The organism is Stenotrophomonas sp. 10L48 (assembly GCF_056395105.1).
Genome location: NZ_JBFTIX010000007.1, coordinates 203,364 through 230,274, shown reverse-complemented (window position 1 = coordinate 230,274; position 26,911 = coordinate 203,364). Strand labels below are relative to the sequence as shown.

The 26,911-nt window shown below is 66.5% G+C and carries 18 protein-coding genes; 8 read left to right on the top strand and 10 right to left on the bottom strand.

The genetic code is table 11. The features are described 5' to 3' along the window. Positions 1-4 precede the first annotated feature (4 nt). From otsA to AC1DCU_RS14020, 4 genes are all read right to left on the bottom strand, one after another. Positions 5-1,369, bottom strand: a complete 1,365-nt coding sequence (otsA, locus tag AC1DCU_RS14035) for an alpha,alpha-trehalose-phosphate synthase (UDP-forming) (RefSeq protein ID WP_032975160.1) — start codon at positions 1,367-1,369, stop codon at positions 5-7. Beyond that, complete coding sequence (locus tag AC1DCU_RS14030) at positions 1,366-3,147, bottom strand: glycoside hydrolase family 15 protein (protein WP_442251804.1); 1,782 nt, start codon at positions 3,145-3,147, stop codon at positions 1,366-1,368. Before AC1DCU_RS14030 ends, otsA begins: the two co-directional genes overlap by 4 nt. 38 nt (positions 3,148-3,185) lie before the next feature. Further along, on the bottom strand, positions 3,186-3,944 hold the full coding sequence (otsB, locus tag AC1DCU_RS14025) for a trehalose-phosphatase (RefSeq protein WP_032975220.1): 759 nt from the start codon (positions 3,942-3,944) through the stop codon (positions 3,186-3,188). A gap of 166 nt (positions 3,945-4,110) precedes the next feature. Next, positions 4,111-6,543: a TonB-dependent receptor plug domain-containing protein gene (locus AC1DCU_RS14020; RefSeq protein WP_442251803.1), complete on the bottom strand. Its 2,433-nt coding sequence runs from the start codon at positions 6,541-6,543 to the stop codon at positions 4,111-4,113. A gap of 238 nt (positions 6,544-6,781) precedes the next feature. On the opposite strand from AC1DCU_RS14020, the gene AC1DCU_RS14015 reads away from it, so the two are divergent. From AC1DCU_RS14015 to AC1DCU_RS14000, 4 genes are all read left to right on the top strand, one after another. After that, on the top strand, positions 6,782-7,258 hold the full coding sequence (locus AC1DCU_RS14015; RefSeq protein ID WP_025874309.1) for a DUF3574 domain-containing protein: 477 nt from the start codon (positions 6,782-6,784) through the stop codon (positions 7,256-7,258). Between the two features lie 36 nt (positions 7,259-7,294). Then, positions 7,295-8,155, top strand: coding sequence for an SH3 domain-containing protein (locus AC1DCU_RS14010; RefSeq protein ID WP_442251802.1), 861 nt, complete (start codon positions 7,295-7,297; stop codon positions 8,153-8,155). A gap of 109 nt (positions 8,156-8,264) precedes the next feature. Then, positions 8,265-9,983: a thiamine pyrophosphate-dependent enzyme gene (locus tag AC1DCU_RS14005; protein ID WP_025874311.1), complete on the top strand. Its 1,719-nt coding sequence runs from the start codon at positions 8,265-8,267 to the stop codon at positions 9,981-9,983. 347 nt (positions 9,984-10,330) lie between these two features. Then, a complete protein-coding gene (locus AC1DCU_RS14000; protein ID WP_478013543.1) occupies positions 10,331-11,938 on the top strand; it encodes a SulP family inorganic anion transporter in 1,608 nt (535 codons plus the stop codon). 59 nt (positions 11,939-11,997) lie between these two features. Here AC1DCU_RS14000 and AC1DCU_RS13995 read toward each other — a convergent pair whose 3' ends face one another. Next, positions 11,998-12,708 carry a glutathione S-transferase gene (locus AC1DCU_RS13995; protein WP_100436829.1) on the bottom strand — a complete coding sequence of 237 codons (711 nt, stop codon included), beginning with the start codon at positions 12,706-12,708 and terminating at the stop codon, positions 11,998-12,000. A 149-nt stretch (positions 12,709-12,857) separates the two neighbouring features. Between AC1DCU_RS13995 and AC1DCU_RS13990 the strand changes: the two genes are divergently transcribed. Next, on the top strand, positions 12,858-13,673 hold the full coding sequence (locus AC1DCU_RS13990) for a DUF3014 domain-containing protein (RefSeq protein WP_442252333.1): 816 nt from the start codon (positions 12,858-12,860) through the stop codon (positions 13,671-13,673). 180 nt (positions 13,674-13,853) lie between these two features. Further along, positions 13,854-16,439, top strand: coding sequence for an ATP-dependent chaperone ClpB (clpB, locus tag AC1DCU_RS13985; RefSeq protein ID WP_442252334.1), 2,586 nt, complete (start codon positions 13,854-13,856; stop codon positions 16,437-16,439). Positions 16,440-16,523: 84 nt separating this feature from the next. Here clpB and AC1DCU_RS13980 read toward each other — a convergent pair whose 3' ends face one another. The 3 genes from AC1DCU_RS13980 to AC1DCU_RS13970 form a co-directional block, all read right to left on the bottom strand. Then, positions 16,524-17,324, bottom strand: a complete 801-nt coding sequence (locus AC1DCU_RS13980) for a MipA/OmpV family protein (RefSeq protein ID WP_025874695.1) — start codon at positions 17,322-17,324, stop codon at positions 16,524-16,526. 141 nt (positions 17,325-17,465) lie between these two features. Continuing rightward, complete coding sequence (locus tag AC1DCU_RS13975) at positions 17,466-18,755, bottom strand: ATP-binding protein (RefSeq protein ID WP_313115884.1); 1,290 nt, start codon at positions 18,753-18,755, stop codon at positions 17,466-17,468. Next, positions 18,752-19,486: a winged helix-turn-helix domain-containing protein gene (locus AC1DCU_RS13970; protein ID WP_025874693.1), complete on the bottom strand. Its 735-nt coding sequence runs from the start codon at positions 19,484-19,486 to the stop codon at positions 18,752-18,754. The genes AC1DCU_RS13975 and AC1DCU_RS13970 overlap by 4 nt, the downstream gene beginning before the upstream one ends. Before the next feature lie 180 nt (positions 19,487-19,666). Between AC1DCU_RS13970 and AC1DCU_RS13965 the strand changes: the two genes are divergently transcribed. Both AC1DCU_RS13965 and AC1DCU_RS13960 read left to right on the top strand, forming a co-directional pair. Continuing rightward, the gene (locus AC1DCU_RS13965; protein WP_033831836.1) at positions 19,667-20,953 is read left to right on the top strand and encodes an O-acetylhomoserine aminocarboxypropyltransferase/cysteine synthase family protein; all 1,287 of its coding nucleotides are present in this window, start codon (positions 19,667-19,669) and stop codon (positions 20,951-20,953) included. Positions 20,954-21,036: 83 nt separating this feature from the next. Further along, positions 21,037-21,924 (top strand): AraC family transcriptional regulator, encoded by an 888-nt coding sequence (locus tag AC1DCU_RS13960; protein WP_282279916.1) that lies wholly within the window; start codon positions 21,037-21,039, stop codon positions 21,922-21,924. A gap of 514 nt (positions 21,925-22,438) precedes the next feature. On the opposite strand, the gene ybaL is transcribed toward AC1DCU_RS13960, so the two are convergent. Next, positions 22,439-24,139 carry a YbaL family putative K(+) efflux transporter gene (gene ybaL, locus AC1DCU_RS13955; protein ID WP_025874691.1) on the bottom strand — a complete coding sequence of 567 codons (1,701 nt, stop codon included), beginning with the start codon at positions 24,137-24,139 and terminating at the stop codon, positions 22,439-22,441. A gap of 158 nt (positions 24,140-24,297) precedes the next feature. Next, positions 24,298-26,685 carry a TonB-dependent receptor plug domain-containing protein gene (locus tag AC1DCU_RS13950; protein WP_282279915.1) on the bottom strand — a complete coding sequence of 796 codons (2,388 nt, stop codon included), beginning with the start codon at positions 26,683-26,685 and terminating at the stop codon, positions 24,298-24,300. Positions 26,686-26,911 lie beyond the last annotated feature (226 nt).

Here is a 26,911-nt window from a genome sequence, read left to right as displayed (position 1 = left end):
GCGGTCAACCTTCCAAGGCTTCGAGGTAGCTGCGGCGCCAGTGGTTGATGTCGTAGGTGCGCAGGTGTTCCATCATCGCGTGCCAACGTTCCTTGCGCCGGTGCAGCGACATCGTCGCCGCAGTGGCGATGGCATCGGCCACGCCGTCCAGATCGTGCGGGTTGACCAGCAGCGCCTGCTTCATTTCATCGGCGGCGCCGGCCAGCAGGGACAGCACCAGCACGCCGGGATCTTCCGGGTCCTGCGAGGCAACGTATTCCTTGGCGACCAGGTTCATGCCATCGCGCAGCGGGGTCACCAGGCCGACAGCGGCGGCACGATAGAAGCCGGTCAGCGTGGCGTGGGTGAAGTTCTGGTTGACGTAGCGCAGCGGTGTCCAATCCGGCTCGGCATGGCCACCATTGATGTGGCCGGCGATCTGCTCCAGCTGGCTGCGCAGTTGCCGGTATTCGGTGACATCGCCGCGCGAGACCGGTGCGATCTGCAGGTACGTGAGCGAGCCGCGCTGGTCGGGATGGCGCTGCAGGTAGCGTTCGAAGCCGAGGAACCGTTCGGGCAGGCCTTTGGAATAGTCCAGGCGATCCACGCCGATGGCGAGCTGGCGGTCGCGCAGGCTGCTGCGCAGGTTCTTCACGGCCGCCTTGCTGGCTGCGGTGCTGGCCTGGCGGGCGATCAGCTCGGTGTCGATGCCGATGGGGAACGCCGCGGCTCGGAAGTGACGTCCACCGGGCGCTTCGAGCTTGCCGTTTTCCAGTACCCGGCCACCGCCGAACAGACGCAGGTAGGTCTGGAAGCGATCGGCATCGCGCTGGGTCTGGAAGCCGACCAGGTCATAGGCATACAGCGCCGAGAACAGCCGCAGATGGTCGGGCATGGCCTGCAGCAGGTCGGCCGAGGGCATCGGGATGTGCAGGAAGAAGCCGATGCGGCAGCCGATGCCGCGCTCGCGCAGCATCGCGCCGAGCGGAATCAGGTGATAGTCGTGGATCCAGACGATGTCGTCTTCGCGCAGCAGCGGCGCCAGCTTGTCGGCGAACAGTGCATTGACCCTGTGGTAGGTCTCGCGGGTGCCGCGGTCGTAGTCGACCAGGTCCAGGCGGAAGTGCAGCAGTGGCCACAGCGTGCGATTGGCGAAGCCGTTGTAGTAACCGTCCACATCGCGCTTGGCCAGGTCCATGGTGACGTACTGGATGTCACCATCGCGCTGCTCGTGCAGCGCGCCACTGGCCTCGCGCACGCTCTTGCCACTCCAGCCGAACCACAATCCGCCGCGTTCCTTCAGCGCCGCCAGCAGGCCCACGGCGAGGCCACCGGCACGGTTCTCGCCGGGCACAGCCACGCGGTTGGATACGATGACAAGACGGCTCATGAAGCCTCCTGCCAGGACCGCGACAGGCGCATCGCCGCAGTGATCAGGCCGACATGCGAGTAGGTCTGCGGGAAGTTGCCCCAGGCTTCACCACCGTCGAAGGCAAGGTCCTCCGACAACAGGCCCAGATGGTTGCGTTGCTGCAACAGTGATTCGAACATGTCGCGCGCCTCATCCATGCGGCCGATTGCAGCGAGCGCATCGATGTACCAGAACGTGCAGATGGTAAAGCTGGTTTCCGGTTCGCCGAAATCATCCGGCGCGATGTAACGGTACAGCGCGTTGCCGTGCTTGAGGTCGCGGCCGATGGCCTCGACGGTGGCGACGAAGCGTGCGTCGTTGGCGTCGATGAAGCCGATGTCGGCCAGCAGCAGCAACGAGGCATCAAGGCGATGGCCATCGAAGGTATCGGTGAAGTGGCCGAGCTCCTCGCTCCAGGCTTTTTCCATGATGCGTGCGTGGATGGTATCGGCACGCTCGCGCCAGTACTGTGCACGGTCATCACGCTTCAGGCGCACGGCGATCTTGCACAGGCGATCACACGCCGCCCAGCACATCGCGCTGGTGTAGGTATGCACTTCGGTGCGGCCGCGGAATTCCCACAGGCCGGCATCGGGCACGTCGTGCAGTGCGAACGCCTGTTCACCCAGCGGTTCGAGCCGGGCAAAGGTGTGGCTGTCACCCGGATCCTGCAGGCGACGGTCGAAGAACAGCTGGGTGGAGGCCAGCACCACGCTGCCGTATACATCGTGCTGGCGCTGCACCCAGGCCAGGTTGCCGCGCCGCACCGGGCCCATGCCGCGGTAGCCGGACAGGCTGGGCACTTCGTCCTCGTCCAGCTTGGCTTCGAAGCCGATGCCGTACAGCGGCTGCAGGGTGCCGTCGGTGGTGGCCAGGTTGAAGATGTAGCCGAGGAACTGCTCCATCGTGCGGGTGGCGCCCAGACGGTTCAACGCGCGCACCACGAAGGCGGCATCGCGCAGCCAGCAGTAGCGGTAGTCCCAGTTGCGCACGCTGCCGGGCGCTTCCGGAATCGAGGTGGTCATCGCCGCGATGATCGCGCCGCTGTCCTCGTACTGGCAGAGTTTGAGGGTGATCGCACTGCGGATCACCGCGTCCTGCCATTCCAGCGGGATGGACAGGTACCGCACCCATTCGCGCCAGTAGTCGCGGGTGCGCTGGAAGGCTTCCTGCACGTAGCCGCTGATGGAGCGGTTGAGCGATTCATCCACGCCCAGAATCAGGTGGATGGGATGGTTGAGCACGAACGGCAGGCCATCACGCACGAAGCGCACAGGAACGTCGGTGGTCAGGCGCAGCACATGCTCGGGCAGGATCCAGCGCACGTGGTTGCTGCCCCAGGTGGACTCGGGCACGCGCGCGCCCCAGTCGGTCAGAGGTCGTGCGCGGATCACGATGCGCGGGCTGCCGGACAACGGTCGCACCTGGCGAATGAGGCTGACCGGCCGGTAGAAACGGTCGTTCTGGCGCCAGCGCGGGGCGAAATCGAGGATTTCCAGCGCGCCGCCATGCGCATCGCGCAGCACGGTGCGCAGGATCGCGGTATTGGTGAGGTATTCCTGTTCGCTGCCGGCGAAGTCCTCCAGCTCGATGGCGAAGTCGCCGCCGGTCTGCTGGTTGGGGCTGAGCAGGGCACAGAAGGTCGGGTCGCCGTCGAAGGTCGGCAGGCAACTCCATACAACACGGGCGTGTTTGTCGACCAAGGCGCCGAAGCTGCCGTTGCCGACCACGCCCAGATCAAGATCGGGTTGGGTCATCACGCGGTACATCTCGGTTGCGGCCGTGGGGGCCGGGGTCAATACGCATTCTCACGCAGCCAGGCGTGCACGCTGCGTATGTCGGGCAGCGCGAACACCGCCGCGCTGGGTTCACGTTCGCCGATCAGCACGCTCCAGCCATGCAGGCCATTGGCCGCATCGAAGCCGAATTCATCGGTCAGGTCATCGCCGAGGAACACCGGCAGACGACCACGGAACGGCAGGTACTGCATCAGCCGACGTACGGCTCGGCCTTTGTTGGTAGCCACCGGGACGAATTCGACGACATGGTCGCCCGGCTGCAGGCGATAGCTGGCACGGCCGCGAACATGGCGCTCGGCGAAGGCGCGCACATCGTTGGCTGCATGCGGCGCGCCACGCCAGTGCAGGGCCAGGCCTACGCCCTTGTTCTCGACCAGCACGCCGGGGTGGCCATGGGCGAAACGCATGGCTTGTTGATGAAGCGCATGCAGCCAGTCGGCGGTGTCGTCACCATGCTCATCGCGTATCACGTGCCCGTCCTGCGCACGCAGTTCGTGGCCATGCAGGCCCGCAGCGGGAAGCTTGAGCGGCGCGAACAACTGGTCCAGCTGTTCAAGCGGGCGACCACTGACCAGTGCCACCGCACCTTCCAGGCGATCGCTGATGCGGCCGATGGCTTCACGCACATCGGGGAGAAGCTGCACGGCGTCGGGGCGTGCAGCGAATTCGATCAAGGTGCCATCCACATCGAGGAACAACGCGCAGGCGTCGTCCAGCAATGGAGGTGGCGGACGCAGGGGGAGCGGTTCAGCCATGGCGACCACCATGCCAGCGGCGGCGTGTACGCGGGGTCGAGGTCAGGCTACGGCTGGTGCGGACCAACGGTCCGCACCCACCCGATGGGTGCCGGCGCACCCACCCGCAGCGAGCCATCGCGTCCCGGTGGGTGCCGACCGTTGGTCGGCACGTTGTTCGCAGCAATCAGAACGTGTAGCGCACGCGACCGTAGTAGTACGCACCGTTGCTGCCGATCGGCGACAGCACGTCGTAGGGCAGGTTGCCGAAGTAGTGGATGTCCTCGTTGGAGCGATCCGGGTAGTTGTCGGTCAGGTTCTGCCCACCGATGGCCACGCTCCACTGCGGGGTGATGCGGTATTCCACTTCCGCATCCAGCTGCCACTCGGCCTGGTAGGTCTGGCGGGGAATGTAGCCATCACCGAAGTTGAATACGCGGGTCGCGCTGCCGTAGCGGTTCACCCGGCTGCTCAGCGACCAGTGGTCGTTGCTCCAAGCGGCTGAGAAACTGCCACGGGTGCGCGGGGTGGCGTCGGTCAGCGTATTGGTCTCTTCGATGCCGAACAGCACGTAGTCCGGGTCCAGCGCCTGCAGCTGCGCCGGTGTGGCCAGCACGTTCTTCAGCGTGGTCTTGGTGTAGGCGTAGGTGCCGGTCAACAGCAGCTGGCCATCGCCCAGCGACTGCCGCCAGTTGCTCACCAGCTCGGCGCCGCGGGTGCGCGTGTCGGCGGCGTTGACGAAGAAGCTGGCGCTCTGCAGGCCGCCGACGCCGTAGTTGGTGGCCACGTAATCGGTCAGCGCATCGCCGGTGATGCTCTCGGACAGTGCGATGCGGTCGTCGATGTCGATCTGGAAGAAGTCCAGCGACAGGTCGAAGTGCTCGCCGATGCGGCTGGTGAAGCCGAGCGAGGTGTTCAGCGACTTCTCCGGCTTCAGGTCCTGCGCACCCAGGCCACGGGCGATGGGGTTGTTGACCGAGAGCAGGCGGCCCTGCACCAGCTGGCCGCCGGCGTTGTAACCGGTGGAGGTGGATTCGTAGCCGATCTGCGCCAGCGACGGTGCGCGGAAATTGTTGGAGATCGCGCCGCGCAGGGCGAATGCCGGGGTGAACTCGTAGCGCAGTCCGAGCTTGCCGGTCAGTTCGCCGCCGAAGTCATCGCTGTGCTCGTAGCGCGCGGCCAGGTCGGTGGAGAATTTTTCGCCGAACTGGCTGGACAGGCTGGCGTAGACGCTGGCCACATCGCGCGACAAGGTCGCCGCGTCCTGCGGAGTCAGGCCACCGCCTGCCTGCGAGCCGGTCGGACGATCGGTGTACGGGCCGGCGGCGTAGCTGGCCGGGTCGCCTGGACGGGTCTGGTAGCGCTCGTGGCGGGCTTCGGCGCCCAGGCCCAGGGTGTGGCTGATGCTGTCGCTCTGCGAGAACACGCGGCTCAGGTCGAAGTTGCCCACGGTCTGCGCGTACTCGTAGTCCGCGGTCTTGAAGCGGGTCGGGCTGGTCGGGCCCAGCGAGGCATTCAGCGAATCGCGCAGACGATAGGTGAAGTCGTTCTGGCCGTAATCCAGGCTGCCGTCATAACTCCATTCACCCCACTGCCCACGGATACCGGCCACCGCCTGCACATCGCGGTTCTCGCCTTCGGAGATCGGCCGGTAGCCATTGGGGTAGACCTCCTTCCAGTTGGCATCGCCATCGGGATAGCGGAAGTAGTTCGCGCCTTCGGTATCACGCTGGTTGAAGGTACCGAACGCATAGAACGTCGCGGTCTTGCCCACCGGAATCTCGGTGTTCAGCCACAGATTGATGTCCTTGCTGGCGCCATCGCCGAGCACGTAGTTGCGCTTGCCCTGCAGTGCAAGATTGGCCTCGGTCTGGTCCCACGGCGGAATCTGGTCGAAGCCGGCGCGGTTGGTGCCGTTGCGCTTCTTGTATTCCAGGCCGACGCGCAGGAAGCCGCCGTCTTCGCCCAGCGAGGTGCCGACCTTGGCACTGAGGTTGCCCGTCTGGCCGTCGGTGAGGGTGCGGCCGATCGGCTTGAGGTCGGTGTGGTTGGCGCCGTAGCTGGCTTCGATCTCGCCGCCGTCGCCGCCGTTGTCGAGGATCACGTTGATCACGCCGGCCACGGCGTCAGAGCCGTACAGCGCACCGGCGCCATCGCGCAGTACTTCGATGCGCTTGATGGCGCTGACCGGGATTGCGTTGAAGTCGACCGGCGTGGTGCCCTTGCCGATCTTGCTGTCGGTGTTGACCAGCGCGGTGTGGTGGCGGCGCTTGCCGTTGACCAGCACCAGCACCTGGTCCGGCGACAGCCCGCGCAGCTGCGCGGCGCGCACGTGGTCGGCGCCGCCGGAGTTGGACTGGCGGGGGAAGTTGAACGAGGGCAGCAGGGCCTGCAGGGCGCTGCCCAGCTCGCCATTGACCACGCCGGCCTTGCGGATGTCCTCGGCGGTCAGCACGTCCACCGGCGAGGTGGATTCAAGCACGGTGCGGTCGGCGGCGCGGGTGCCGGTGACGATCACCGTGTCCAGGTTGGTGGCGGCGTCCTGGGCCGAAGCCAGGGCGGGGGACAGGGCGAGCGCGATGGCGAGGCCGAGCGGCGACGCGGACAGGCGGGGGGACATGCGGACTCCAGCAGCAACAACGTGGGGAAGGGGGGGAGATAGTTTCACTTACATCCATCCGGATGAAGCGATATATTATCTTGGCGTGAGGAGGCGGTGCGATGCAAGTCCCGTCTCCCATTGCATTACTTCATGCCTTGCCGGCATGAGGGCATTGGTTGCAGCCGCAACCGAGGCGCAGGTGTACCCTCCGTGCCCCTTCGTCGTGCTTTTTTCCCTTCCCGGAGTGCTGTTCCCGATGAAACACCTTGGCCTTGTCTTCGCCGTGCTGCTGGCCACCAGTGGCTGCGCCAGCCTGTCCTCCAAGGCGCCCAGCGCCTATGCCACCACCGCCGACCTGCAGGGCGACGCCGCGCGTCCGTCCAGCGGCCACGGCTGGGTGCGCAGCGAGCTTTATTTCGGCGTGGGCGAAGAGCAGGGCGCCGGTGACCGCCCGCAGGCCGACACCATCAGTGATGCGCAGTGGCGCGCGTTCCTGGACAAGGAAGTGACGCCGCGCTTCCCGGACGGCCTGACCGTGTTCGATGCCTACGGCCAGTGGCTGTTCCGTGGCGATGCCTCCCCGAACCGCCTGCGCACCAAGGTGCTGGTGGTGCTGCACGAGGACAGCCCGCAGCGCCGCGCCGACATCGAAGCGATCCGTCTGGCGTGGAAGCAGCAGACCAAACACCAGTCGGTGCTGTGGTCGCGGCAGGCGGTTGACGTATCGTTCTGACCTGGACGCGCCACTGTGGCGCTGCAGGGAATGACGATGGCACCCAGGGAAGTGCTGATGGCGGTGATGCTGGCCGGTCTGTTGGCGCCGGCGGCACAGGCGCAGGACGAGGACCGGGGCCTGCTGCGGTTTTCGCCGGCAGCGGGCGTGCAGGCGTCGGTGGAGGTACAGGAGGACGGCATGCTAGCCGTGCTCCTGCAGCCGGCAGGGAAACGGCAGCGCCTGCCTGGCGCGCCGGACGCCGAGGGACATTCGCGCCTGAGCGCAGAGGACCTCGATTTCGACGGGCGTCCCGAGCTGGTTGCGCGCGCGGCGGTGGGCATGGTCAATGAGGCCGTTGCGGTCTATCGCTTCGACGTGGGCAGCGGTGAGTTCCGCGCACTGAAGGCGGTGACCCATGGAAACGACCAGTGCGGTGACCTGATGGGCCTTACCGCCGACGCCGCCACGCGCACGCTGACCGCCAGCTGCCGCAGCGGGCCGATGTGGTACACCGACGTGTATCGCTTCAACGGACCGCAGCTCTATCTGTACCGCGGTGAGAGCGTGTTGATGCTGGGCGATACGCTGAACCGGGCGCTGCACTGGGAAGAGACCGAGAACCAGGGGCCACTGGCGGTGTGGCGTACCTACGATCCCTCCGGCAAGGTGCTGGAAAGCGCCATCGGCGACGGGCTCGGCGCACCAGCAAGCGGTGCGCCGCTGGTGGGGCTGATGGCGAGCGTGCTGCCTGCGCGCCTGTTCCTGTTCGATCATCCCGGTGCGTCCAGCACGCAGCGCTACCTGGTGCAGGGTGATCGCGTGGAGATGCTGGATGAGCAGGATGGTTGGGTGAAGCTGCGTTATCGCAACCCGAAGCGCGGCGCGGTGACGGGGTGGATCAACGTCAACGATTGACGGCAGCCCTGCCCGGAGTTTGCACGACAAGGCGATCGGCCTCTTGCCCACGGGAGCATCACTTCACCGGGACTAGCCTCGGGGTTCCCCCTTGCAAGGCTGTAGTCCCATGAGCAAGCGCGTTGCCGAGATCGTCGTCGATACCCTGCAGCAGGCGGGCGTCCGCCGTTGTTATGGCATCGTCGGCGACACCCTGAACCATGTCACCGACGCACTGCATCGCAGTGAGATCGAGTGGGTGCATGTCCGCCATGAAGAGGTCGCGGCGTTCGCGGCCGGTGCCGATTCATTGATCAGTGGCCAGCTGACCGCCTGCGCGGGTTCGTGCGGTCCTGGCGGTCTGCACTTCATCAACGGCATCTTCGAGAGCAACCGCAACCGCGCGCCGATGGTGCTGATCGCCAGCCAGGTGGTCACCAGCGAACTGGGCATGGAGTTCCCGCAGGAAGTGGATTTCAAGGCGGTGTACGGCAGCTGCACCGTGTTCTGCGAGCAGGTGCACAGCCCGGCCCAGGCACGGCGCGTGGTGGCGCTGGCCTGCCAGGCGGCGATCAGCCGCCGCGGTGTGGCGGTGGTGATCCTGCCGGCCGACATCAGCGAAGCGGAAGTGAAGCACGATGTGCCGTTCTCGGTGCATTACACCCAGCCGGTGCTGCGCCCCTCCGAGGCCGAGCTGCAGCACATCGCCGAACTGCTGGGGCAGGGCAAGCGCATCGGCATCTATGCCGGCGCCGGTTGCCAGGGGGCACATGCGCAGCTGCTGGAACTGGCGCGGCGCCTGCAGGCACCGGTGGCGCACACATCGCGTGCGAAGGACTTCGTCGAACCGGACAACCCGTACAACATGGGCATGACCGGAGTCTTCGGCATCGAATCCGGGTTCCACACGTTGATGGAGTGCGACACGCTGCTGCTGCTCGGCGCGGATTTCGCCTGGGGCCAGTTCTATCCGGACAAGGCCACGATCATCCAGGTCGACCGCGACGGCAGCCACCTCGGTCGCCGCCATCCGGTGAACCTGGGCGTGGTCGGTGATATCGCACCGACGCTGGACGCGCTGCTGCCGATGCTGCCCCCGCGCGAAGACAGCAGTTTCCTGGACGAATGCATCGAGCACCGCGACAAGGCGCTGAAGAAGCGCGAGCAGGAGGAACAACCCGGCGAAGGCGAACTGATCCATCCGCAGCACCTGACCGCGCTGCTGTCGAAGTACGCTACCGACGATGCGCTGTTCACCGCGGATGGTGGCTCGCCGATGGTGTGGGTGCTGCGGCACATCCGGGTGAATGGCCGGCGCCGCACGCTGACCAGCCTGCTGCACGGCACGATGGCGAACGCGATGCCGCAGGCGCTGGGTCTGCAGAAGGCCTTCCCGGGGCGGCAGGTGATTTCGTTGTCCGGCGATGGTGGGTTGGCGATGTTGCTGGGCGACCTGCTGACCGCGGTGCAGGAGAATCTTCCGATCAAGGTGGTGGTGTTCAACAACGGCTCGCTGAATTTCGTCGAGCTGGAGCAGAAGGTGGAAGGGCTGCTGGACAACTACACCGACCTGAAGAATCCGGATTTCGGGCGGTTGGCCGAGGTGATCGGCTTCCATGGCCGCACGGTGACCCGCAGCGAGGACCTGGAAGAAGCGGTGCAGGATTTCCTGGCCCAGCGTGGGCCGGCGCTGCTGGATGTACACACCAGTCGCGCGGAGCTGGTGATGCCGCCGCAGATCGAGGCCAAGCAGGTGGCAGGCACGGCGTTGTATGCGGCCAAGGCGGTACTGAGCGGTCGCATCGACGACGTGAAGCATCTGCTGGTGGACAACTTCCTGAAAAAGTGAGGGTTGGGGGTTTGATGCAGGGCTGCGCCCTGCACCCGCCGAATCAACTTTTGATCTTTTGATTCTCTTCCGTGGTTGGCGTCCGCAGGAAACTGTCAGGGGCCGGGCGGGGGGGGGGGGCCTGCGCAGGACCGTTGGCGCCATGGATGGCGCCATCGAGTCCCCATGGACGGGTTTACGGCGTGTCCTGCGCAGCCCACCCCGCACGACCCACGCCGATAGGCTGCTTTCAGCGACCAACCACGAGGGGCTCCGCCGTTGGCTGGAACCCATCATTCCACTCGGGAATTGGCGCGCCGGCCCCGCTGGGCCTACCATCGGCGGTCCCCACCCCCACCGCCCCTTCCATGTCCGCTCCCGCTTCCACCGCGCCGCGCCGCTGGTTCGTCGCTGGCGACTTCAATGGCTTCTTCGGCCTGGTCGTCGACAACCTCTCCATCCTCGGCTTCATCGCCATGGCCCTGGTCGGGATGTTCCAGTTCCCCGCCGACGTGGTCTTCGGCCGCATGTTCCCCGGCACTGCCCTGGGCGTGCTGGTCGGCAACCTGCTGTACACCCTGATGGCACGGCGCCTGGCCGCGCGTACCGGGCGCGACGACGTCACCGCCATGCCGCTGGGCCTGGATGCGCCGACCAGCATCGGCATGGCGCTGCTGGTGCTGGGCCCGGCCTTCCTGGCCTTCAAGCATCAGGGCCTGGACCCGCATGCCGCCGCCATCGCCACCTGGCAGCTGGGCATGGCCTCGCTGGTCATCATGGGCGTGCTCAAGCTGATCCTGTCCTTCTTCGGTGAAGCGGTGACCCGCGCGCTGCCGCGCGCTGCGCTGCTGGGTTCCATCGCGGGCATCGCACTGGTGCTGATGGGCCTGCTGCCCTTGCTGGAGACCCTGCGCTCGCCGCTGGTGGGCTTCACCACGCTGGGCCTGCTGCTGTACGTGCTGATCGCCAAGGGCAAGCTGCCGCTGCGCGGCCCCGGTGTGCTGCTGGCCTTCGTGTTCGGCACCGTGCTGTATTACGGGCTCGGCCTGGCCGGCCTGGGTGTGCCCGGCTTCCAGATTCCCGCCTGGGTGCCGCCGCAGGTGGTGCTGCCGCTGCCGACGCTGGGCTTCATCGAGGGCCTGCCGACCGCGATGACCTACCTGCCGCTGCTGTTGCCGTTCGGCCTGCTGATGGTGGTCGGTGGCATCAACGTATCCGAAAGCGCGCGCGCGGCCGGCGATGACTACCGCACCCGCGACATCCTGCTGGTGGAGGCAGTGGCCACGCTGGTCGCCGGCGTCTGCGGTGGCGTTGCGCAGACCACCCCGTACATCGGCCAGCCGGCCTACAAGCACATGGGTGCGCGCAGCGGCTACACGCTGCTGACCGGCCTGTTCGTCGGCATCGGCGGCATGCTCGGCATCATTTCCGGGCTGGTGCAGTGGCTGCCGCTGGCGGTGCTGGCGCCGATCATCGTGTACGTGTCGATCGACATCACCACCCAGGCGTTCCAGGCCACCCCGCGCCAGCATGCCGGTGCGATGGTGCTGGGCTTCCTGCCGTCGGCGGCCTACCTGCTGGCGATCAAGGCGCCGGGCTGGATTCCGGCCGAGCAGATGGGCGCGCTGCTGACCCACGTCGATGGCCACGGCCTGCCGGAGCTGGCGGTGATCTTCGCGCTGGGCAACGGCTTCATCATCACCTCGATGCTGTGGATCGCCACCGTCGCAGCGATGGTCGATGGCCGTCTGCGCCGCGCCTGCGGCTTCCTGCTGGTGGCGGCGGTGCTCACCCTGTTCGGCCTGATCCATTCGGTGGATCCGCGCGGCGGCATCTACCTGCCGTGGGATCTGCAGGGCCTGGCCCGCGTCATCAGCTGGCAGTTCGCCGGCGCCTATGTGGCGCTGGCCATCCTGCTGGGGCTGCTGTCGCTGCAGAAGCAGGCGGTGAAGCCGCTGACTGAAAACGCCCATTGACCGGTAGCGCCGGGCCATGCCCGGCGTTGGGTTGCGCTGCCGCCGGGCATGGCCCGGCGCTACTTCTCGCCATCAAGTTCCGGGTAATGCCGGAAGATGCCGTTGGTGTTGAAGGCAAGCCGCCGCTCCGAAGCGAGATAGGCGGCGATGCCGGGCCGTTGTTCCACCCGATCCTTCAGCGCGCGCAGCAGTGGCAACGTCGGCCACAGCGCCCGCATGCGGCGTGGGAACATGTAGTCCAGCCCGCTCAGCAACTGGAACAGCGACAGGTCCACGTAGGAGTGTTCGCGCAGCGGGTGGCGACCGCCATTGGCCTTCAGCACCTGCTCGAAGTAGCCAAGGAATTTCGGCAGGCGCTCATCGCGCATCGCTGCCGCGCGCGCCCTGGCCTCGGTCTTCTGGTCTTCGTAGTACTTCGACGCGGCGATCGGATGGTGGGTGTCGTGCACTTCGGCCACCAGATCGGCGATGGTCAGCTGCAACTGCAGCGCCTGCATGCGCCGCGAGGCGGCCTGCGGAACCAGATCCAGCGTCGGGCCGAGGAAATCGAGAATGGCCGCGACCTGTGCGATGACCTGTCGCCCCGCCTTCAGGAACGGTGGCGCGAAAGGTTGCGCACCTTCGCTGTGGCCATCGAGGAACGGCTGCATCACGGCGTCGCCGTGCACACGCGCCATGTCCACGTAATCGGCGCCGGCATCTTCCAGCGCCAGCCGCACGAATTCGCCACGGCCCTGGATGCCGGTCCAGTAGTACAACGCGTACTGCATGAAGGCTTCTCCACCCAACAGGAACAGCAGGGTCGCGCGTACCGCGCAAAGCAGGCGTGAACCACAACGGCAGCGGAATGGCTGGGGAACCCTGCCGAATCAGGGCAGTCACACCTTGTCCATGCAGCTGAAAGGCGAGGTTCTGCATCATGCAGAGTGGAAAAGTGGTTTGGCCCTGGGTTCTGGGCGTGGTGGTGGTGGGCGGCGCGGGCACGTGGTTGTTCCGCGACCAGTTGCAGCACCTGGCAGATGGCGTAGCGGTGCCGGAGCAATCCGCGCCGACCTCGGCAGTCGCCACACCGAAGCCCGCTGCTACGCACGAACCCGCGCCCTCTCCGATCAAGCATCCGCTGGATTCCGAGGCCGCCGCCGACCCGGCACTGCCGTCACTGGCCGACAGCGATGCCGCCGCCTGGAGCACATTGAGCGGACTGTTCAAGGGCGAGGGCGCGTTGACTGCGCTGCTGCGCGATCACCTGATCCAGCGCCTGGTCACCCAGGTCGACAACCTGGACAAGGCCAGTGTGCCGCCTACCGCGCTGGCCTTCCGGCCGCTACCGGGCAGCCTGCAGGTGGAGCCGGGCGAGGGCGGCGAACGCATCGCCGCGGCCAATGCAGCGCGCTATGCGCCCTATGTGCAGGCCTTCACTGCGCTCGACCCGGCGGCGGCGGCCCACGCGTACAAGCGCTTCTATCCATTGATCCAGCAGGCGTATGTCGATCTGGGCCGTCCCGACGGGTATTTCAATGATCGCCTGGTAACGGTGATCGACCACCTGCTGGACACCCCGGAGCTGGCCCAGGCGCCACCGCTGCAGCGCGATGAACGCGGCCGCTACCGCTTCGCCGATGCCACCCTGCAGTCGCGCTCGATCGGGCAGAAGGCCTTGCTGCGCATGGACGTGGCGCAGGCGCGGGCGGTCAAGCAGCAGCTGCGGGCGATCCGGGCCGCGATCACCCATTGAGGACTCCAGCGTGCAGATCTGATCCGGATCAACGCGCCGACAACACCGCTTCCGGCATGCTGGCCACAGGCTGACTGGCCTTCGAATGCAGTCGCAGCCACCCTTGAAACGGGGTGGGGCAACCGCATCTTTCCAGCATCGCCGGCGTGGGCCGGCCAAGATGACCGATGAGGTTTCGCAATGCGGATGGACAAGCTCACCTCGCGTTTCCAGCAGGCGCTGGCAGACGCGCAATCGCTGGCGGTAGGCCGCGACAACAGCATCATCGAACCGGTGCACGTGTTCAGTGCCCTGCTTGACCAGCAGGGGGGCAGCACCCGGCCGCTGCTGGCCCAGGCCGGCGTCAACGTGCCGGTGCTGCGCGAACGCCTGGACGAGGCGCTTGAAGCGCTCCCGAAAGTGTCCGGCCAGGCCGGCAACCTGTCGATCGGCAACGACCTCAACCGCCTGCTCAACCACACCGACAAGCTGGCCCAGCAGAACGGTGATGCCTTCATCGCCAGCGAGTGGTTCGTGCTGGCCGCGCTGGAAGACGGCGGCACGCTGGGCATGGCGATGCGCGCTGCCGGTGCCGACAAGGCGCGCCTGCAGACCGCCATCGACAAACTGCGTGGTGGCGAGAACGTGCAGTCGGAGAACGCCGAAGAGCAGCGGCAGGCGCTGGAGAAATACACCATCGACCTGACCGCACGCGCCGAGAGCGGCAAGCTCGACCCGGTGATCGGTCGCGACGAAGAAATCCGCCGCACCATCCAGGTGCTGCAGCGTCGTACCAAGAACAATCCGGTGCTGATCGGCGAACCCGGCGTGGGCAAGACCGCGATCGTCGAAGGCCTGGCCCAGCGCATCATCAATGACGAAGTGCCTGAAGGCCTGCGCGGCAAGCGCGTGCTGTCGTTGGACATGGGCGCGCTGATCGCCGGCGCGAAGTTCCGCGGTGAATTCGAAGAACGCCTGAAGGGCGTGCTCAACGACCTGGCCAAGAGTGAAGGGCAGATCATCCTGTTCATCGACGAGCTGCACACCATGGTTGGCGCGGGCAAGGCCGACGGTGCGATGGATGCCGGCAACATGCTCAAGCCGGCACTCGCGCGCGGCGAACTGCACTGCGTCGGTGCGACCACGCTGGACGAGTACCGCAAGTACATCGAGAAGGATGCCGCGCTGGAGCGCCGCTTCCAGAAAGTCTTCGTGGGCGAGCCGACGGTGGAGGACACCATCGCGATCCTGCGCGGCCTGAAGGAAAAGTACGCGGTGCACCACGGGGTGGAGATCACCGACCCGGCCATCGTCGCTGCGGCCACCCTGTCCAACCGCTACATCACCGACCGCCAGCTGCCGGACAAGGCCATCGACCTGATGGACGAGGCCGCTTCACGGCTGCGCATGGAGATCGATTCCAAGCCGGAGGAACTGGACCGGCTGGAACGTCGCCTGATCCAGCTGAAGATCCAGCGCGAGATGCTGAAGAAGGAAAAGGACGACGCTTCGCGGCAGCGCCTGGCCGATCTGGAAAAAGATATCGATGCGCTGGAGCGCGAGTTCTCCGATCTCAACGAAGTCTGGAAGTCGGAGAAGGCCGCGCTGCAGGGCACGACGAAGATCAAGGAACAGGTCGAGCAGGCCAAGGTTGAACTGGAGTCGGCCCAGCGCCGGCAGGATTTCGCGCGCATGAGCGAGATCCAGTATGGCGTGCTGCCGCAGCTGGAAAAGCAGCTGGCCGCCGCCCAGGAAGTGGAGAACCACGACTTCAAGCTGGTGCAGGACCGTGTCACCGACGAGGAGATCGCCGAGGTCGTCTCGCGCTGGACCGGCATCCCGGTCAACAAGATGCTCGAAGGCGAGCGTGACAAGCTGCTGCGCATGGAAGAGGTGCTGCACAACCGCGTGGTCGGCCAGGAAGAGGCGATCAAGGTGGTGTCCGACGCGGTGCGTCGTTCGCGCGCTGGCTTGTCCGATCCGAATCGACCGGGGGGATCGTTCCTGTTCCTGGGCCCGACCGGCGTGGGCAAGACCGAACTGTGCAAGTCGCTGGCCGAGTTCCTGTTCGACAGCGCCGACGCGATGATCCGCATCGACATGAGCGAGTTCATGGAGAAGCACAGCGTCGCACGCCTGATCGGTGCGCCCCCCGGCTACGTGGGCTATGAGGAAGGCGGTTACCTCACCGAGGCTGTGCGCCGTCGCCCGTATTCGCTGATCCTGCTGGACGAGGTGGAAAAGGCGCATCCGGATGTGTTCAACATCCTGCTGCAGGTACTGGACGACGGTCGCCTGACCGATGGCCAGGGCCGCACGGTGGACTTCCGCAATACCGTCATCGTGATGACCTCCAACCTGGGTTCGCACCAGATCCAGGACATGAGCGGCGATGACACGCCGGAGGCCTACACGCAGATGAAGGCGGCGGTGATGGGCGTGGTGCAGGCGCACTTCCGTCCGGAGTTCATCAACCGGTTGGATGACATCGTGGTGTTCCATCCGCTGGACAAGCAGCAGATCAAGCAGATTGCGCGCATCCAGATGCGTGGCCTGGAAAAGCGCCTGGCCGAGCGTGGCCTGAAGCTGGTGGTGTCCGATGCAGCGTTCGATCTGCTCGGCAACGTCGGCTTCGATCCGGTCTACGGCGCGCGTCCGCTGAAGCGTGCGATCCAGGCACAGCTGGAAAACCCGCTGGCGCAGAAGATCCTGTCCGGTGCGTTCGTCAACGGCGATACCATCGAAGTGGGCAACGACGGCGGCCATCTGGTGTTCGCCAAGGCCTGATGCGTGCAACGGGGCGCTGCATGATCGCAGCGCCCCGTCTCTTTGCCAGCGCGAACGTCGGTGCCCGGCGCTCGCCGGCCATGCTCAGAACCGGTGCGTATACCCGGTCATCAACCCGAACTGGTTGGCCTTCTGCACGATCGGGCTGTCGGCGGCGTCGCCGAGCAGGCGGGTGCCCTCCACGGCGATGTACCAGTTGCCATTGCGACCAGCGCGATGGCTCCATTTCATGCCCAGCCCGGCGCTGACCAGGCCGGCCTTGGGCTTGTGCTGGGCGAACCCGGTACGTGCGGCCTGGTCGGGGCTGACGCCGTACCAGGTCTGCATATAGCCGCGGTTGCCGTAGTCGGTGGAGACGCTGCCGCTGACCACGCCACCGGCCAGATCGAACAGCGGCATCTCCAGGTTCAGGTGGATCTGCTGGGTGGCAAGGCCGTTGTCGCCCTTGTCATCGTCTTTCAGCGTGTACTGCCAGGAACCACTCAACACCGCCTCACCCAGCGTATAGCCAGCCGCCAGGCCGACCAGGGGCCGGGTATCGATATCGCCCATGCCACGCAGGAAGTCCGAGCCGCCGAGGATCGAGTTCTTCTCGCGTCGGCTGCCGCTGCCGCCGACGTAGGCACGCACGCGGGTGTGTTCGCCGATCGCCGTGCCCCAACCCGCACCGCTGGTACCCAGAAACCAGCCGCCCGGCGAAGTCACGTCGAACGACAGCGTCGGTGCGGCCTGGAATTCCTCGCTGCCGCTGTAGCGCGGGGCAACGCCGCCACCGGCGGCCAGCTCGAAGGTCCATTGATCCTCCTTGGCATGCGCTGTGGACGTTGCGAACAAGGGCAGCAGGGCCAGGCCGAGCAGGGTGGGGAAACGGCGACGGTGGGACATGGCAACTCTCTACAGTGGGAGGAAATGCAGTGCGCGCATCCGGCGCGTGCTGCTGGGTCGACAGCGTGGCGGGATGCCACCGACCAATCCGTCCGCAGTTGTGCGGGAGTTGTAAGCAACTGTAAGCGCGGCCCGTGGCGTTCAGCTGGCAGCCAGTGGCCAGTGCATTTCCAGGCGTGCACCGCCCAGGGTCGCGCGTCCCACGCGCAGCTCGCCGTGGTGACGAACCGCGATGCGCCCGGCGATGGCCAGGCCAAGACCAAAGCCGCCGGTGTCGCGGCTGCGGCTGTCATCCAGGCGGGTGAACGGGCGCAACACCTTCTCGCGATCGCCTTCGGCAATGCCGGGGCCATCGTCATCCACGCGCAGGCAGGCCTTGCCGGCCACGCTGACCAGTGACACCTCCACACGGGTGCGTGCATAGCGCATCGCGTTGCCGACCAGGTTGCTCAGGGCCAGCTGCAGCAGGCGTGGCTCGGCATCCACGCGTGGCAGCGCGCTGGGCCAGACCTGCAGCACCAGGCCCGCGCGCTCGGCATCGCGCCGTGCGTCTTCCATGCAGGCCTGCAGCCAGTCGTTCGCCTCGATCCGCTGCATGGGCTCGGCGTCGTTGGGATGCTCCAGACGCTCATAGGCCAGCAGTTCGCTGACCAACCGGTTGAGCTCGGCCAGATCACCATGCAGGCCGGCAGCGAGGTGTGCCCGCCGCGCCGGGTCGTTGCTGTCCTGCATCAGATCCAGGCCGAAGGCCAGGCGTGCGATCGGCGTGCGCAGCTCGTGGGAAATGGCATGGGTAAGATCGCGCTGCCGTTGCACCAGTTCGGCCACGCGCGCGGCCATGCGGTTGGAATGCTCGACGATGACCCGGATCTGCGAGCGTGGTGATACCTGCGCACGTGCCTGCAGGTCGCCGGCACCGATGCGATCGGCATGACCCCGCAGCGCTTCCAGGTCGCGCCACAGCAGGCGTACCCAGGCATACAGGCAGGCGCCGACCAGCAGCAGGATGCACAGGTAGGCGGCGGCGGTCATGTACAGGGTCATCTGCACCTCGCCGGGAAGGCGCAGCTGCAGCCAGCGTCCGTCAGTCCCCTCGATGGGCAGCAGCACCTGCTGGTAGCGCTCACGGACGATGAAGCCGTCCCCGCGCAGGGCACTGCGCTCTTCGTCATCGAGCAGGGGCGGTGCATCCAGCAGTGACAGCGCAATGCCGTAATGCGGCTGCCACTGCAGCAGGCGCTGCTGTTGCTGCTGGCGGTCCAAGCCGGCCAGTCCGCTACGCAGCGCATACACCTGTCCGCGCACCTGTTCGACGAAGACTCGTTCCTGCAGGGGCGTGTAGATGCGGTCCAGCAGATGGTTGAGGCTGAACACCGACACCAGCAGGCAGCCGCCGGTGACGAACCACAACCACAGGAACAGGCGCTTCACGCCGACCAGGCCGAGGGGTTGAACTGGTAACCGCGGCCCCACACGGTCTTGATCCGGCGCGGTTCGCGCGCGTCATCGCCCAGCTTGCGGCGCAGCTTGCCGATGCAGACATCCACGCTGCGGTCCAGGCCATCGAAACCGATGCCGCGCGCCGCCTGCAGGATCTGGTCGCGCGAGAGGATCTGCCCGGGCTGGCTGGCCAGCAGCCAGAGGATCTCGAATTCGGTGGTGCCCAGCTCTACGGGCTGCCCATGCAGGTGGACCTCGCGCTGCACGCGATCGATCAGCAACTCGCCATGCATCAGCCTGCACGGCACCCCGGCAGGACCGCTGCCATGGCGACGGCGCAGCAGCGCGCGCAGGCGCGCCAGCAGCAGGCGCGGCTCGATCGGCTTGTGCACATAGTCATCGGCGCCGGACTCCAGGCCCAGCACCTGTTCGATATCGTCCTCGCACGCCGTCAGCATCAGGATCGGCACGTCGGAAAAACTGCGGATCTGCCGGCACACGTCGATGCCACCGAGGCCAGGCAGCATCAGGTCCAGCACCACCAGTTCCGGCGCGTGCTGGCGGCAGGCCGCGCTGGCCAGGTCGCCACGCGGCACGTGCTGCACGGCAAATCCATGTTCGCTCAGGTAGTCGCTGACCAGCTCGGCAAGGCGGCGGTCGTCCTCGACCAGCAGCACCTGGGTCGGGTTGCCGGCGGCGGGAGTCCACGGGGAGGGCTGCATGGGTAGGGCGTCCTTGTCCGGGGCGAAGGGCCCGGCGGCGAAGCCTAGCAACGGCCCATGACGACTGCCTGAATCCCGGGCAACCTGATAACCGCCGGTACTGGCGTCATCGCCAGGGGCTCTCAATGGCGGTCGATGGCTGGCCTATGGTGGGCGTTTCCCCGGAAGGAGCCTGGCGCAATGAGCGATCCGCAGTGGCAACTGGAAACCCTGGCCGTGCACGGCGGCTACCGCCCCGACCCGACCACCCGCGCGGTGGCGGTGCCGATCTACCAGACCGTGGCCTACGCATTCGATGACACCCAGCACGGGGCGGACCTGTTCGACCTGAAGGTGCCGGGCAACATCTATACGCGCATCATGAACCCCACCACCGACGTGCTGGAGCAGCGCGTTGCGGCGCTGGAAGGGGGCATCGGCGCGTTGGCACTGGCTTCCGGGCAGGCCGCGATCACCTATGCGATCCAGACCATTGCCGAGGCCGGCGACAACATCGTCGCTGCCAGTGCGCTGTATGGCGGCAGCCTCAACCTGCTGGCGCACACGCTGCCGCAGTACGGCATCCAGGCGCGTTTCGCCGATCCGGCTGACCCGTCGGCGTTCGCGGCCTTGATCGATGAACGCACCAAGGCGGTGTTCGTCGAATCGATCGGCAACCCGCGCGGCAACGTCACCGACATCGCCGCCATCGCCGAGGTCGCGCATGCGGCCGGCGTGCCGTTGATCGTCGACAACACGGTGGCCACGCCATTCCTGCTGCGCCCGTTCGAACATGGCGCCGACATCGTGGTGCACTCGCTCACCAAGTACCTCGGTGGCCACGGCACCAGCTTGGGTGGGGCGATCGTCGATTCCGGCCGCTTCGACTGGACGGCACAGCCGCAACGCTTCGCCCGCTTGAACCAGCCCGATCCGAGCTATCACGGCGTGGTCTATACCGAAGCGCTCGGCGCGGCGGCCTACATCGGCCGTGCGCGGGTAGTGCCGTTGCGCAATACCGGCGCAGCGTTGTCACCGTTCAACGCCTTCCTGATCCTGCAGGGCATCGAGACCCTGGCGCTGCGCATGGAGCGGATCAACGCCAATGCGCTGGCTGTGGCGCAGTACCTGCGCGCGCATCCGAAGGTGGCGTGGGTGCGTTATGCCGGGCTGGCCGACGACCCCGAACACGCGGCGGCGCAGCGTTATCTGGGCGGGCATGGCTCCGGTGTGCTGACCTTCGGACTGCCGGGCGGGCGCGTTGCCGGCGCCCGCTTCCTCGATGCCCTGAAACTGTTCACCCGGCTGGTGAACCTGGGCGATGCCAAGTCACTGGCCACCCATCCTGCGTCGACCACCCATCGCCAACTGGATGCGGCCGAACTGGCCAGGGCCGGGGTCAGCGAGGACACCGTGCGCCTGTCGATCGGCATCGAGCACATCGGTGATCTGCGCGCGGACCTAGAACAGGCTCTCGCCCAGGCCTGAGGGCGGGCAATCGCGCAGGATCGGTCACGCACCCCGCTAAAGGATCAGGCACGATCGCAGCCAGGTCCTCAGCGGAGATGGTCATGAAGCGGCTTGCAGGCCTGCGCCAGGCGCAGGGAATCGAACGGGTCATCGACCATCTGCAGGGCTGCCTGCGTGAGCAGCAGGCACTGCCGGATGTAGCGTCACTGGCGACTGTCGCCCATCAGTCGCCCTATCACTTCCAGCGCCTGTACCGGGCACTGACCGGGGAAAGCCCCGGACAGACGCTGGACCGGCTGCGCCTGCTCAACGCCCTGCAGGCGCTGCAGCAGCCCGATGCAAGCGTCACCGACGCTGCGCTGGCCGCTGGATATGAGAGTGCGCAGGCCCTTGCGCGGCGCTGCAGGCAGCGCCTGGATACCACCCCGCGCGCGCTGCGCGCCGATGCAGCGCTGCGGCAGCAGTGGCAGCAGCTCTTGGCGCATCCACCGGCCGACGTGGACGCAGTGACCGCCGCCCCGCTGAAGGTGGAAGTGCGCGCGCTTCAGCCGTTCGAGGTCGTGCTGCTACGCGCGAAGGGGGCCTTCGGTGATCTCGATGCCAGCTTCGGCCGCCTGTACCAATGGGCGCAGGCGCAAGGGCTGGCCGACGATCTGCTACACCTGGTGGGCATCGCCATCGATGACCACCGGGACGTACCCGCGCAGGCGCACCGCTTCGACTGCGGGATGGGATTTGCCACCGCGCTGCCACAACTTTCGTCGCCGCTGCGGCGGCAGGCCCTCGGCGTCGGTCCGCATGCGGTCGTCCACCATGTCGGCCCCTATGAGCAGCTGCAGGCCGTGGGGGATGCGCTGCTGCGCGACTGGTGGCCGGACAGTGGGCACGCGCTTGCCGAAGCGCCACTGTACTTCCACTTCCTGGATGATCCCGAACAGGTGCCTGTCCACCAGTTGCGTGCCGACGTCTGCCTGCCGCTGGCAGGCTGATACCTGCTGGCTTGGTCGTCATCGCCAGAGGCGATCACCACCACTGCAGGAAAGCGTTACGGTAGAGACGCTCTCCAAGGGCGTGGCGATATCATCCCCGGCCGATGCGGGTCGGCCGGGGATTTTTTTGGGCGCAGCCAACCCAGGTAGATCCACGCCGTGCGTGGACGCATTTTGATGCACTGTCGAAATACTCGATTCCGATGGAGACCCATCCACGCATGGCGTGGATCTACTGTGTCGACCAAGGTCGACACCTACCAACAGCGGCACCGAACGCCGTACCCGCAGCTCGCTGAAATCTGTGGAAGGCGGGGTGGGTCTGGTTGCGGGGGTGTCCGCGGCATGGATGCCGCGGCCAAGCCTCCAGGGATGGATTCACGGCGTCCCCCGCAACCGGACCCACCCCGCCTTCCCACAGGAACCCCGCTTCTGCTTCGGCTGTGGCTGTTGAGRTTGCCGGCCAGCGRCCGGCACCACAGCGGGTGCAGGGCGCAGCCCTGCTGCACACCCCTCACACCACCGGGATGCTGTGCTGCCCAAGACTGCGGTACGGCGGGGTAGCCATCACCATTTCCGCCAGCGAGTAGGCCAGCTCGCGCTCGGCCATCACCGTGCCGTCGGCACCGTGTTCAAGCAGATGCTTCACTTCGGCATCGCTGTGCGCACGCGCCAGCAGGGTCAGGTTGGGGTTGATCGCACGCAGCTTGGCCAAGGTCTCACCGGCTTCCAGCGGCTGCGGGATCGCCAGCACCGCGATCTTCGCGCGCTCGGGATGGGCTTCGGCCAGCACCTTGTCCGAGGCGGCGCTGCCGCGGATGCCGGGCAGGCCGGCGGCATGCGCCTCGGCCACGTGTTCCTTGTTGTCGTCGATGATCATCACCGGCACGCCACGGTCGCGCAGCACCTGCGCCAGCGCGCTGCCGACGCGGCCATAGCCGATGACGATGGCATGGTCGTGCAGGTCCAGCGACGGCCCCGGTGGCAGCTCGGTCTCCACCGCGGTGGGCGTGGTTTCCTGGTGCTTCAGCAGCCAGCGGTCGAGCAGGCCGAACACCAGCGGGTTGAGCATGATCGAGATCAGCGCGCCGGCCAGCACCAGCGCCTGGCCGGTCGGAGGCAGGATCTTCAGGGTCACGCCGAGGCCGGCAATGATGAAGGCGAACTCGCCGATCTGCGCCAGGCTGGCCGAGATCGTCAACGCGGTGCCAGTGGGGTGGCCGAACGCGCGCACGATGAAGAACGCCGCCGCCGATTTGCCGAACATGATGATGCCGGCGGTGGCCAGCACCTGCCACGGGTGCTCGATCAGGATGCCGGGATTGAACAGCATGCCCACCGAGACGAAGAACAGCACCGCGAACGCGTCGCGCAGCGGCAGGGAATCGCTGGCCGCCTTGTGGCTGAGTTCCGATTCATTGAGCAGCATGCCGGCGAAGAACGCGCCCAGCGCGAAGGACACACCGAACAGCATCGCCGAGCCGAACGCCACGCCCAGCGCGATCGCCAGCACCGACAGGGTGAACAGTTCGCGCGAGCCGGTACCGGCAATGCGCTCCAGGATCCACGGAATGACCCGGCGGCCGACCACCAGCATCACCGCCACGAACAGGCCCAGCTGCACGAACGTCCAGCCGATGCTGGCCAGCACGCTGCCGAGGGTGTGGTGTTCATTGGCCGCGTCGGGCCCGAACACACCGGCCATCACCGGCATCATCACCAGTGCCAGCACGCAGGCCAGGTCCTCGACGATCAGCCAACCGACCGCGATCTTGCCGCGCTGGGTTTCCAGCAGGCGGCGCTCTTCCATCGCGCGCAGCAGCACTACGGTACTGGCCGTGGCCAGCGCGAAACCGAACACCACGCCGTGGATGACCGGCCAGCCCATCAATGCCGCCAGGCCCCAGCCGAGCAGGGTAGCGACCAGGATCTGGCCGATGGCACCGGGAATGGCGATGGCCTTGACCGCCATCAGGTCCTTCAGCGAGAAGTGCAGGCCGACGCCGAACATCAGCAGCATCACGCCCAGCTCGGCCAGCTGGTTGGCCAGTGCCTGGTCGGCGACGAAGCCCGGCGTGAACGGCCCGACGCAGATGCCAGCAACCAGGTAACCGACCAGAGGAGACAAGCGGAGCTTGTTGGCCAGCGCGCCGAAGATGAAGGCGAGCCCGAGACCAACGGCAACGATGTTGATCAGGTCGGTGTCATGGTGCATCGGCTCTCGCAGAAATCGGGGGGATGCCCCGATTTTCACCTAATGAGCCAAATGCGGCAAACCTTTGGAGCAAATAGGGTCAGATCCCTTTTCCTGCAGGAAAAGGGATCTGACCCCGGATGAACCCGCCGGGCAGGGCCCGGCGCGCCCGTTACCGCTTACCAGTTGTACTTGATCCGCCCGTACACATACGCGCCATTGAAGCCGAACGGCGAGTAGTTGCTGTACGGCAGCATGCCGAAGGTCGAGTTCTGCAGGTCCTCGGTGCGGTCCGGGTACTCGTCCAGCAGGTTGTCGGCGCCCACCGTCAGCGTCCAGTTCGCACTCGGCTTGTAGCTGGCCGAGGCATCCAGCACCCACTTGTCGCCGTAGGTCTGGTCGCGCGCGGCGGTGGCTGAGTTGCGCACCGTGAACTCGCCGTAGCGGGTCGCCGCCAGGCCCAGTTCCCAGTGATCCGAACGCCAGGTGCCACTCAGGATCGTCTTGTCACGCGGATAACTGTCCTCGATGCGGCCGATTTCATCGCGGCCGATCAGCGACTGGGTCAGGCCCAGTGTGCCGAACACCGCCGGCGTGCCACCCACGCGCTGCACTTCGGTGTCGTTGTAGCTGTAGGCCGCGGTCAGTTCCAGGCTGCTGGCGCTGAACGGCACGGTGTAGCTGGACACGAAGTCGACGCCGCGGGTGCGGGTGTCCAGGCCGTTGGTGAAGTACGAGAACGCAGTCACCTGCGGCAGGCCGAGCGTGGTCAGCAGCGCGCTGCTGGCGGCATTGGTGCTGATGCTGGACGACAGCGCGATGCGGTCGTCGATGTCGATCTGGTACGCGTCGACGGTGATGTACAGGCGATCCACCGGCTGCAGCACCAGGCCCAGGCTGTAGGAGGTGGAGGTCTCGGCCTTCAGCGGCGACGCGCCCAGTGCCTGTGCGGCCGGGCTGGTGGTCGGGAAGGTGCCGCGTTCAACGAACACGCCGTTGAGGAACTGGCTGGTCACCGCCTGGTAGCCCTGCTGGGCCAGCGACGGTGCGCGGAAACCGCTGGAGGCGGTGGCACGCAGCGCCACCTTGTCGGTGAAGGCATAGCGCGCCGACAGCTTGCCGGAGAAGCGGTCGCCGAAGTCCGAGTAATCCTCGTAACGACCAGTGACACCGGCGGAGAACTTCTCGCTCAGGTCCGCTTCCAGGCCCGCATAGACCGCATAGTTGTGGCGATCGGTATGCACTTCGTTGGTCGGGGTGAAGCCGCCGAAGCCCTGCGCACCGGTGCCGGTGTAGGAATTCAGCTCGCCCGGGTTCTGGTCCCACTTCTCGCGGCGGTACTCACCGCCGAGGGACAGCGTGACCGGATAGGCCAGGCCCCAGTCCAGCGACTTGGTCAGGTCGGCGTTGAAGATGTCCTGCTGGTACTTCAGCGTGCCGTCGTAGAACGAACGCGGGCTGGTCGCGCCCAGGCTGTAGTTGATGCTGTTGCGGGTGTGGAAATCCAGGGTGTTCTCGCCGTGGTTCAGGCTCAGGTCCCAGGTCCAGCCGTTGTCGGTGTTGCCTTTGACCCCGGCCACCAGCGAGCGGTCCTTGGAATACTGGTTGATCTCCGGCACGAAGCCGTCGGGGTAGGTCTGCGCCAGCAGCGCGGTCTGTCCGTTGTGGTTGCGCGAACGGTAGAACGCGAACGAGGTGATGTCGCGGTTGCTGAGCAGCGCGCTCGCATAGCCGGTCACGTGGTCGCTGAAATCAAAGCTGGCATTGGCCGACGCCGCAGTGGCGTCCACGCGCGGGTCGCCGACGATGAAGGTGGTCTGGCCCACGGACGGGTAGTTGACGGTATTCGGCGTGGTGCCGCGATAGGGGCCGGCGCGGTCGCTCTCGTCCTGCTGGCTGATCTGGCCGGCCACGTGCACGCGGCCACGGCCGTTGCCGAATTCCACGCCGGTGTCGCCGGACAGCTGGTACTTGTTGCCGTCGCCAGCCGAGTACTGGCCGTAATCGACGGCCAGGCTGCCACCGCTGCCGCTGCCCTTCAGCACGATGTTGATGACGCCGGCGATGGCATCCGAACCGTACTGCGCGGAGGCGCCGTCGCGCAGCACCTCGACGCGCTCGATGGCGGCGATCGGAATCGCGTTGATGTCCACCGCCGACGAACCGCGGCCGATGCTGCCGTTGACGTTGATCATCGCCGAGGTGTGGCGGCGCTTGCCATTGACCAGCACCAGCACCTGGTCCGGCGACAGGCCGCGCAGCTGTGCCGGGCGCACGCCGCTGGTGCCGTCGGTCAGTGCCGGGCGCGGGAAATTCAGCGACGGCAGCGCGCGCGACAGCGCGGTGGCCAGCTCACCGGTACCGGTGGACTGCAGGATCTCGGGGGTGATGATGTCGATCGGCGACTGCGATTCGGCGACCGTGCGGTCGGCCACGCGGGTGCCGGTGACGATCACCGTATCCAGGGTGTTGGCGGCGGTGCCGGCCTGCTGGGCGGCGGCAACGAACGGAGAACCACCGAGTGCGACAGCGACGGCGGCGGCGATCAGGCTGGTCTTGCGGGTCATCGGGAGGGGGCTCCGGTTGGCGGGATGGCACCGGAATCGACATCACGGGGGTGAGGCGGACGACGGTTGCTGCGGTGCGCAATACAGGAATTAACGGGATATTCAGTGCCTGTCAAATGCCGGTCATCAGAAAAAACGTTGCAGCAGCAACCATTTAGCTGCGACAGGCGGTGACGGGGAAGGGGCCCGGGAGGCGCGCGGACAGGACGTGGGAGAGAGGAACGTC

Coding starts and splice junctions, on each gene's coding strand:
- otsA (WP_032975160.1), bottom strand. CDS start 1,369: ATGAGCCGTCTTGTCATCGTATCCAACCGCGTGGCTGTGCCCGGCGAG.
- AC1DCU_RS14030 (WP_442251804.1), bottom strand. CDS start 3,147: ATGACCCAACCCGATCTTGATCTGGGCGTGGTCGGCAACGGCAGCTTC.
- otsB (WP_032975220.1), bottom strand. CDS start 3,944: ATGGCTGAACCGCTCCCCCTGCGTCCGCCACCTCCATTGCTGGACGAC.
- AC1DCU_RS14020 (WP_442251803.1), bottom strand. CDS start 6,543: ATGTCCCCCCGCCTGTCCGCGTCGCCGCTCGGCCTCGCCATCGCGCTC.
- AC1DCU_RS14015 (WP_025874309.1), top strand. CDS start 6,782: ATGAAACACCTTGGCCTTGTCTTCGCCGTGCTGCTGGCCACCAGTGGC.
- AC1DCU_RS14010 (WP_442251802.1), top strand. CDS start 7,295: ATGGCACCCAGGGAAGTGCTGATGGCGGTGATGCTGGCCGGTCTGTTG.
- AC1DCU_RS14005 (WP_025874311.1), top strand. CDS start 8,265: ATGAGCAAGCGCGTTGCCGAGATCGTCGTCGATACCCTGCAGCAGGCG.
- AC1DCU_RS14000 (WP_478013543.1), top strand. CDS start 10,331: ATGTCCGCTCCCGCTTCCACCGCGCCGCGCCGCTGGTTCGTCGCTGGC.
- AC1DCU_RS13995 (WP_100436829.1), bottom strand. CDS start 12,708: ATGCAGTACGCGTTGTACTACTGGACCGGCATCCAGGGCCGTGGCGAA.
- AC1DCU_RS13990 (WP_442252333.1), top strand. CDS start 12,858: ATGCAGAGTGGAAAAGTGGTTTGGCCCTGGGTTCTGGGCGTGGTGGTG.
- clpB (WP_442252334.1), top strand. CDS start 13,854: ATGCGGATGGACAAGCTCACCTCGCGTTTCCAGCAGGCGCTGGCAGAC.
- AC1DCU_RS13980 (WP_025874695.1), bottom strand. CDS start 17,324: ATGTCCCACCGTCGCCGTTTCCCCACCCTGCTCGGCCTGGCCCTGCTG.
- AC1DCU_RS13970 (WP_025874693.1), bottom strand. CDS start 19,486: ATGCAGCCCTCCCCGTGGACTCCCGCCGCCGGCAACCCGACCCAGGTG.
- AC1DCU_RS13965 (WP_033831836.1), top strand. CDS start 19,667: ATGAGCGATCCGCAGTGGCAACTGGAAACCCTGGCCGTGCACGGCGGC.
- AC1DCU_RS13960 (WP_282279916.1), top strand. CDS start 21,037: ATGAAGCGGCTTGCAGGCCTGCGCCAGGCGCAGGGAATCGAACGGGTC.
- ybaL (WP_025874691.1), bottom strand. CDS start 24,139: ATGCACCATGACACCGACCTGATCAACATCGTTGCCGTTGGTCTCGGG.
- AC1DCU_RS13950 (WP_282279915.1), bottom strand. CDS start 26,685: ATGACCCGCAAGACCAGCCTGATCGCCGCCGCCGTCGCTGTCGCACTC.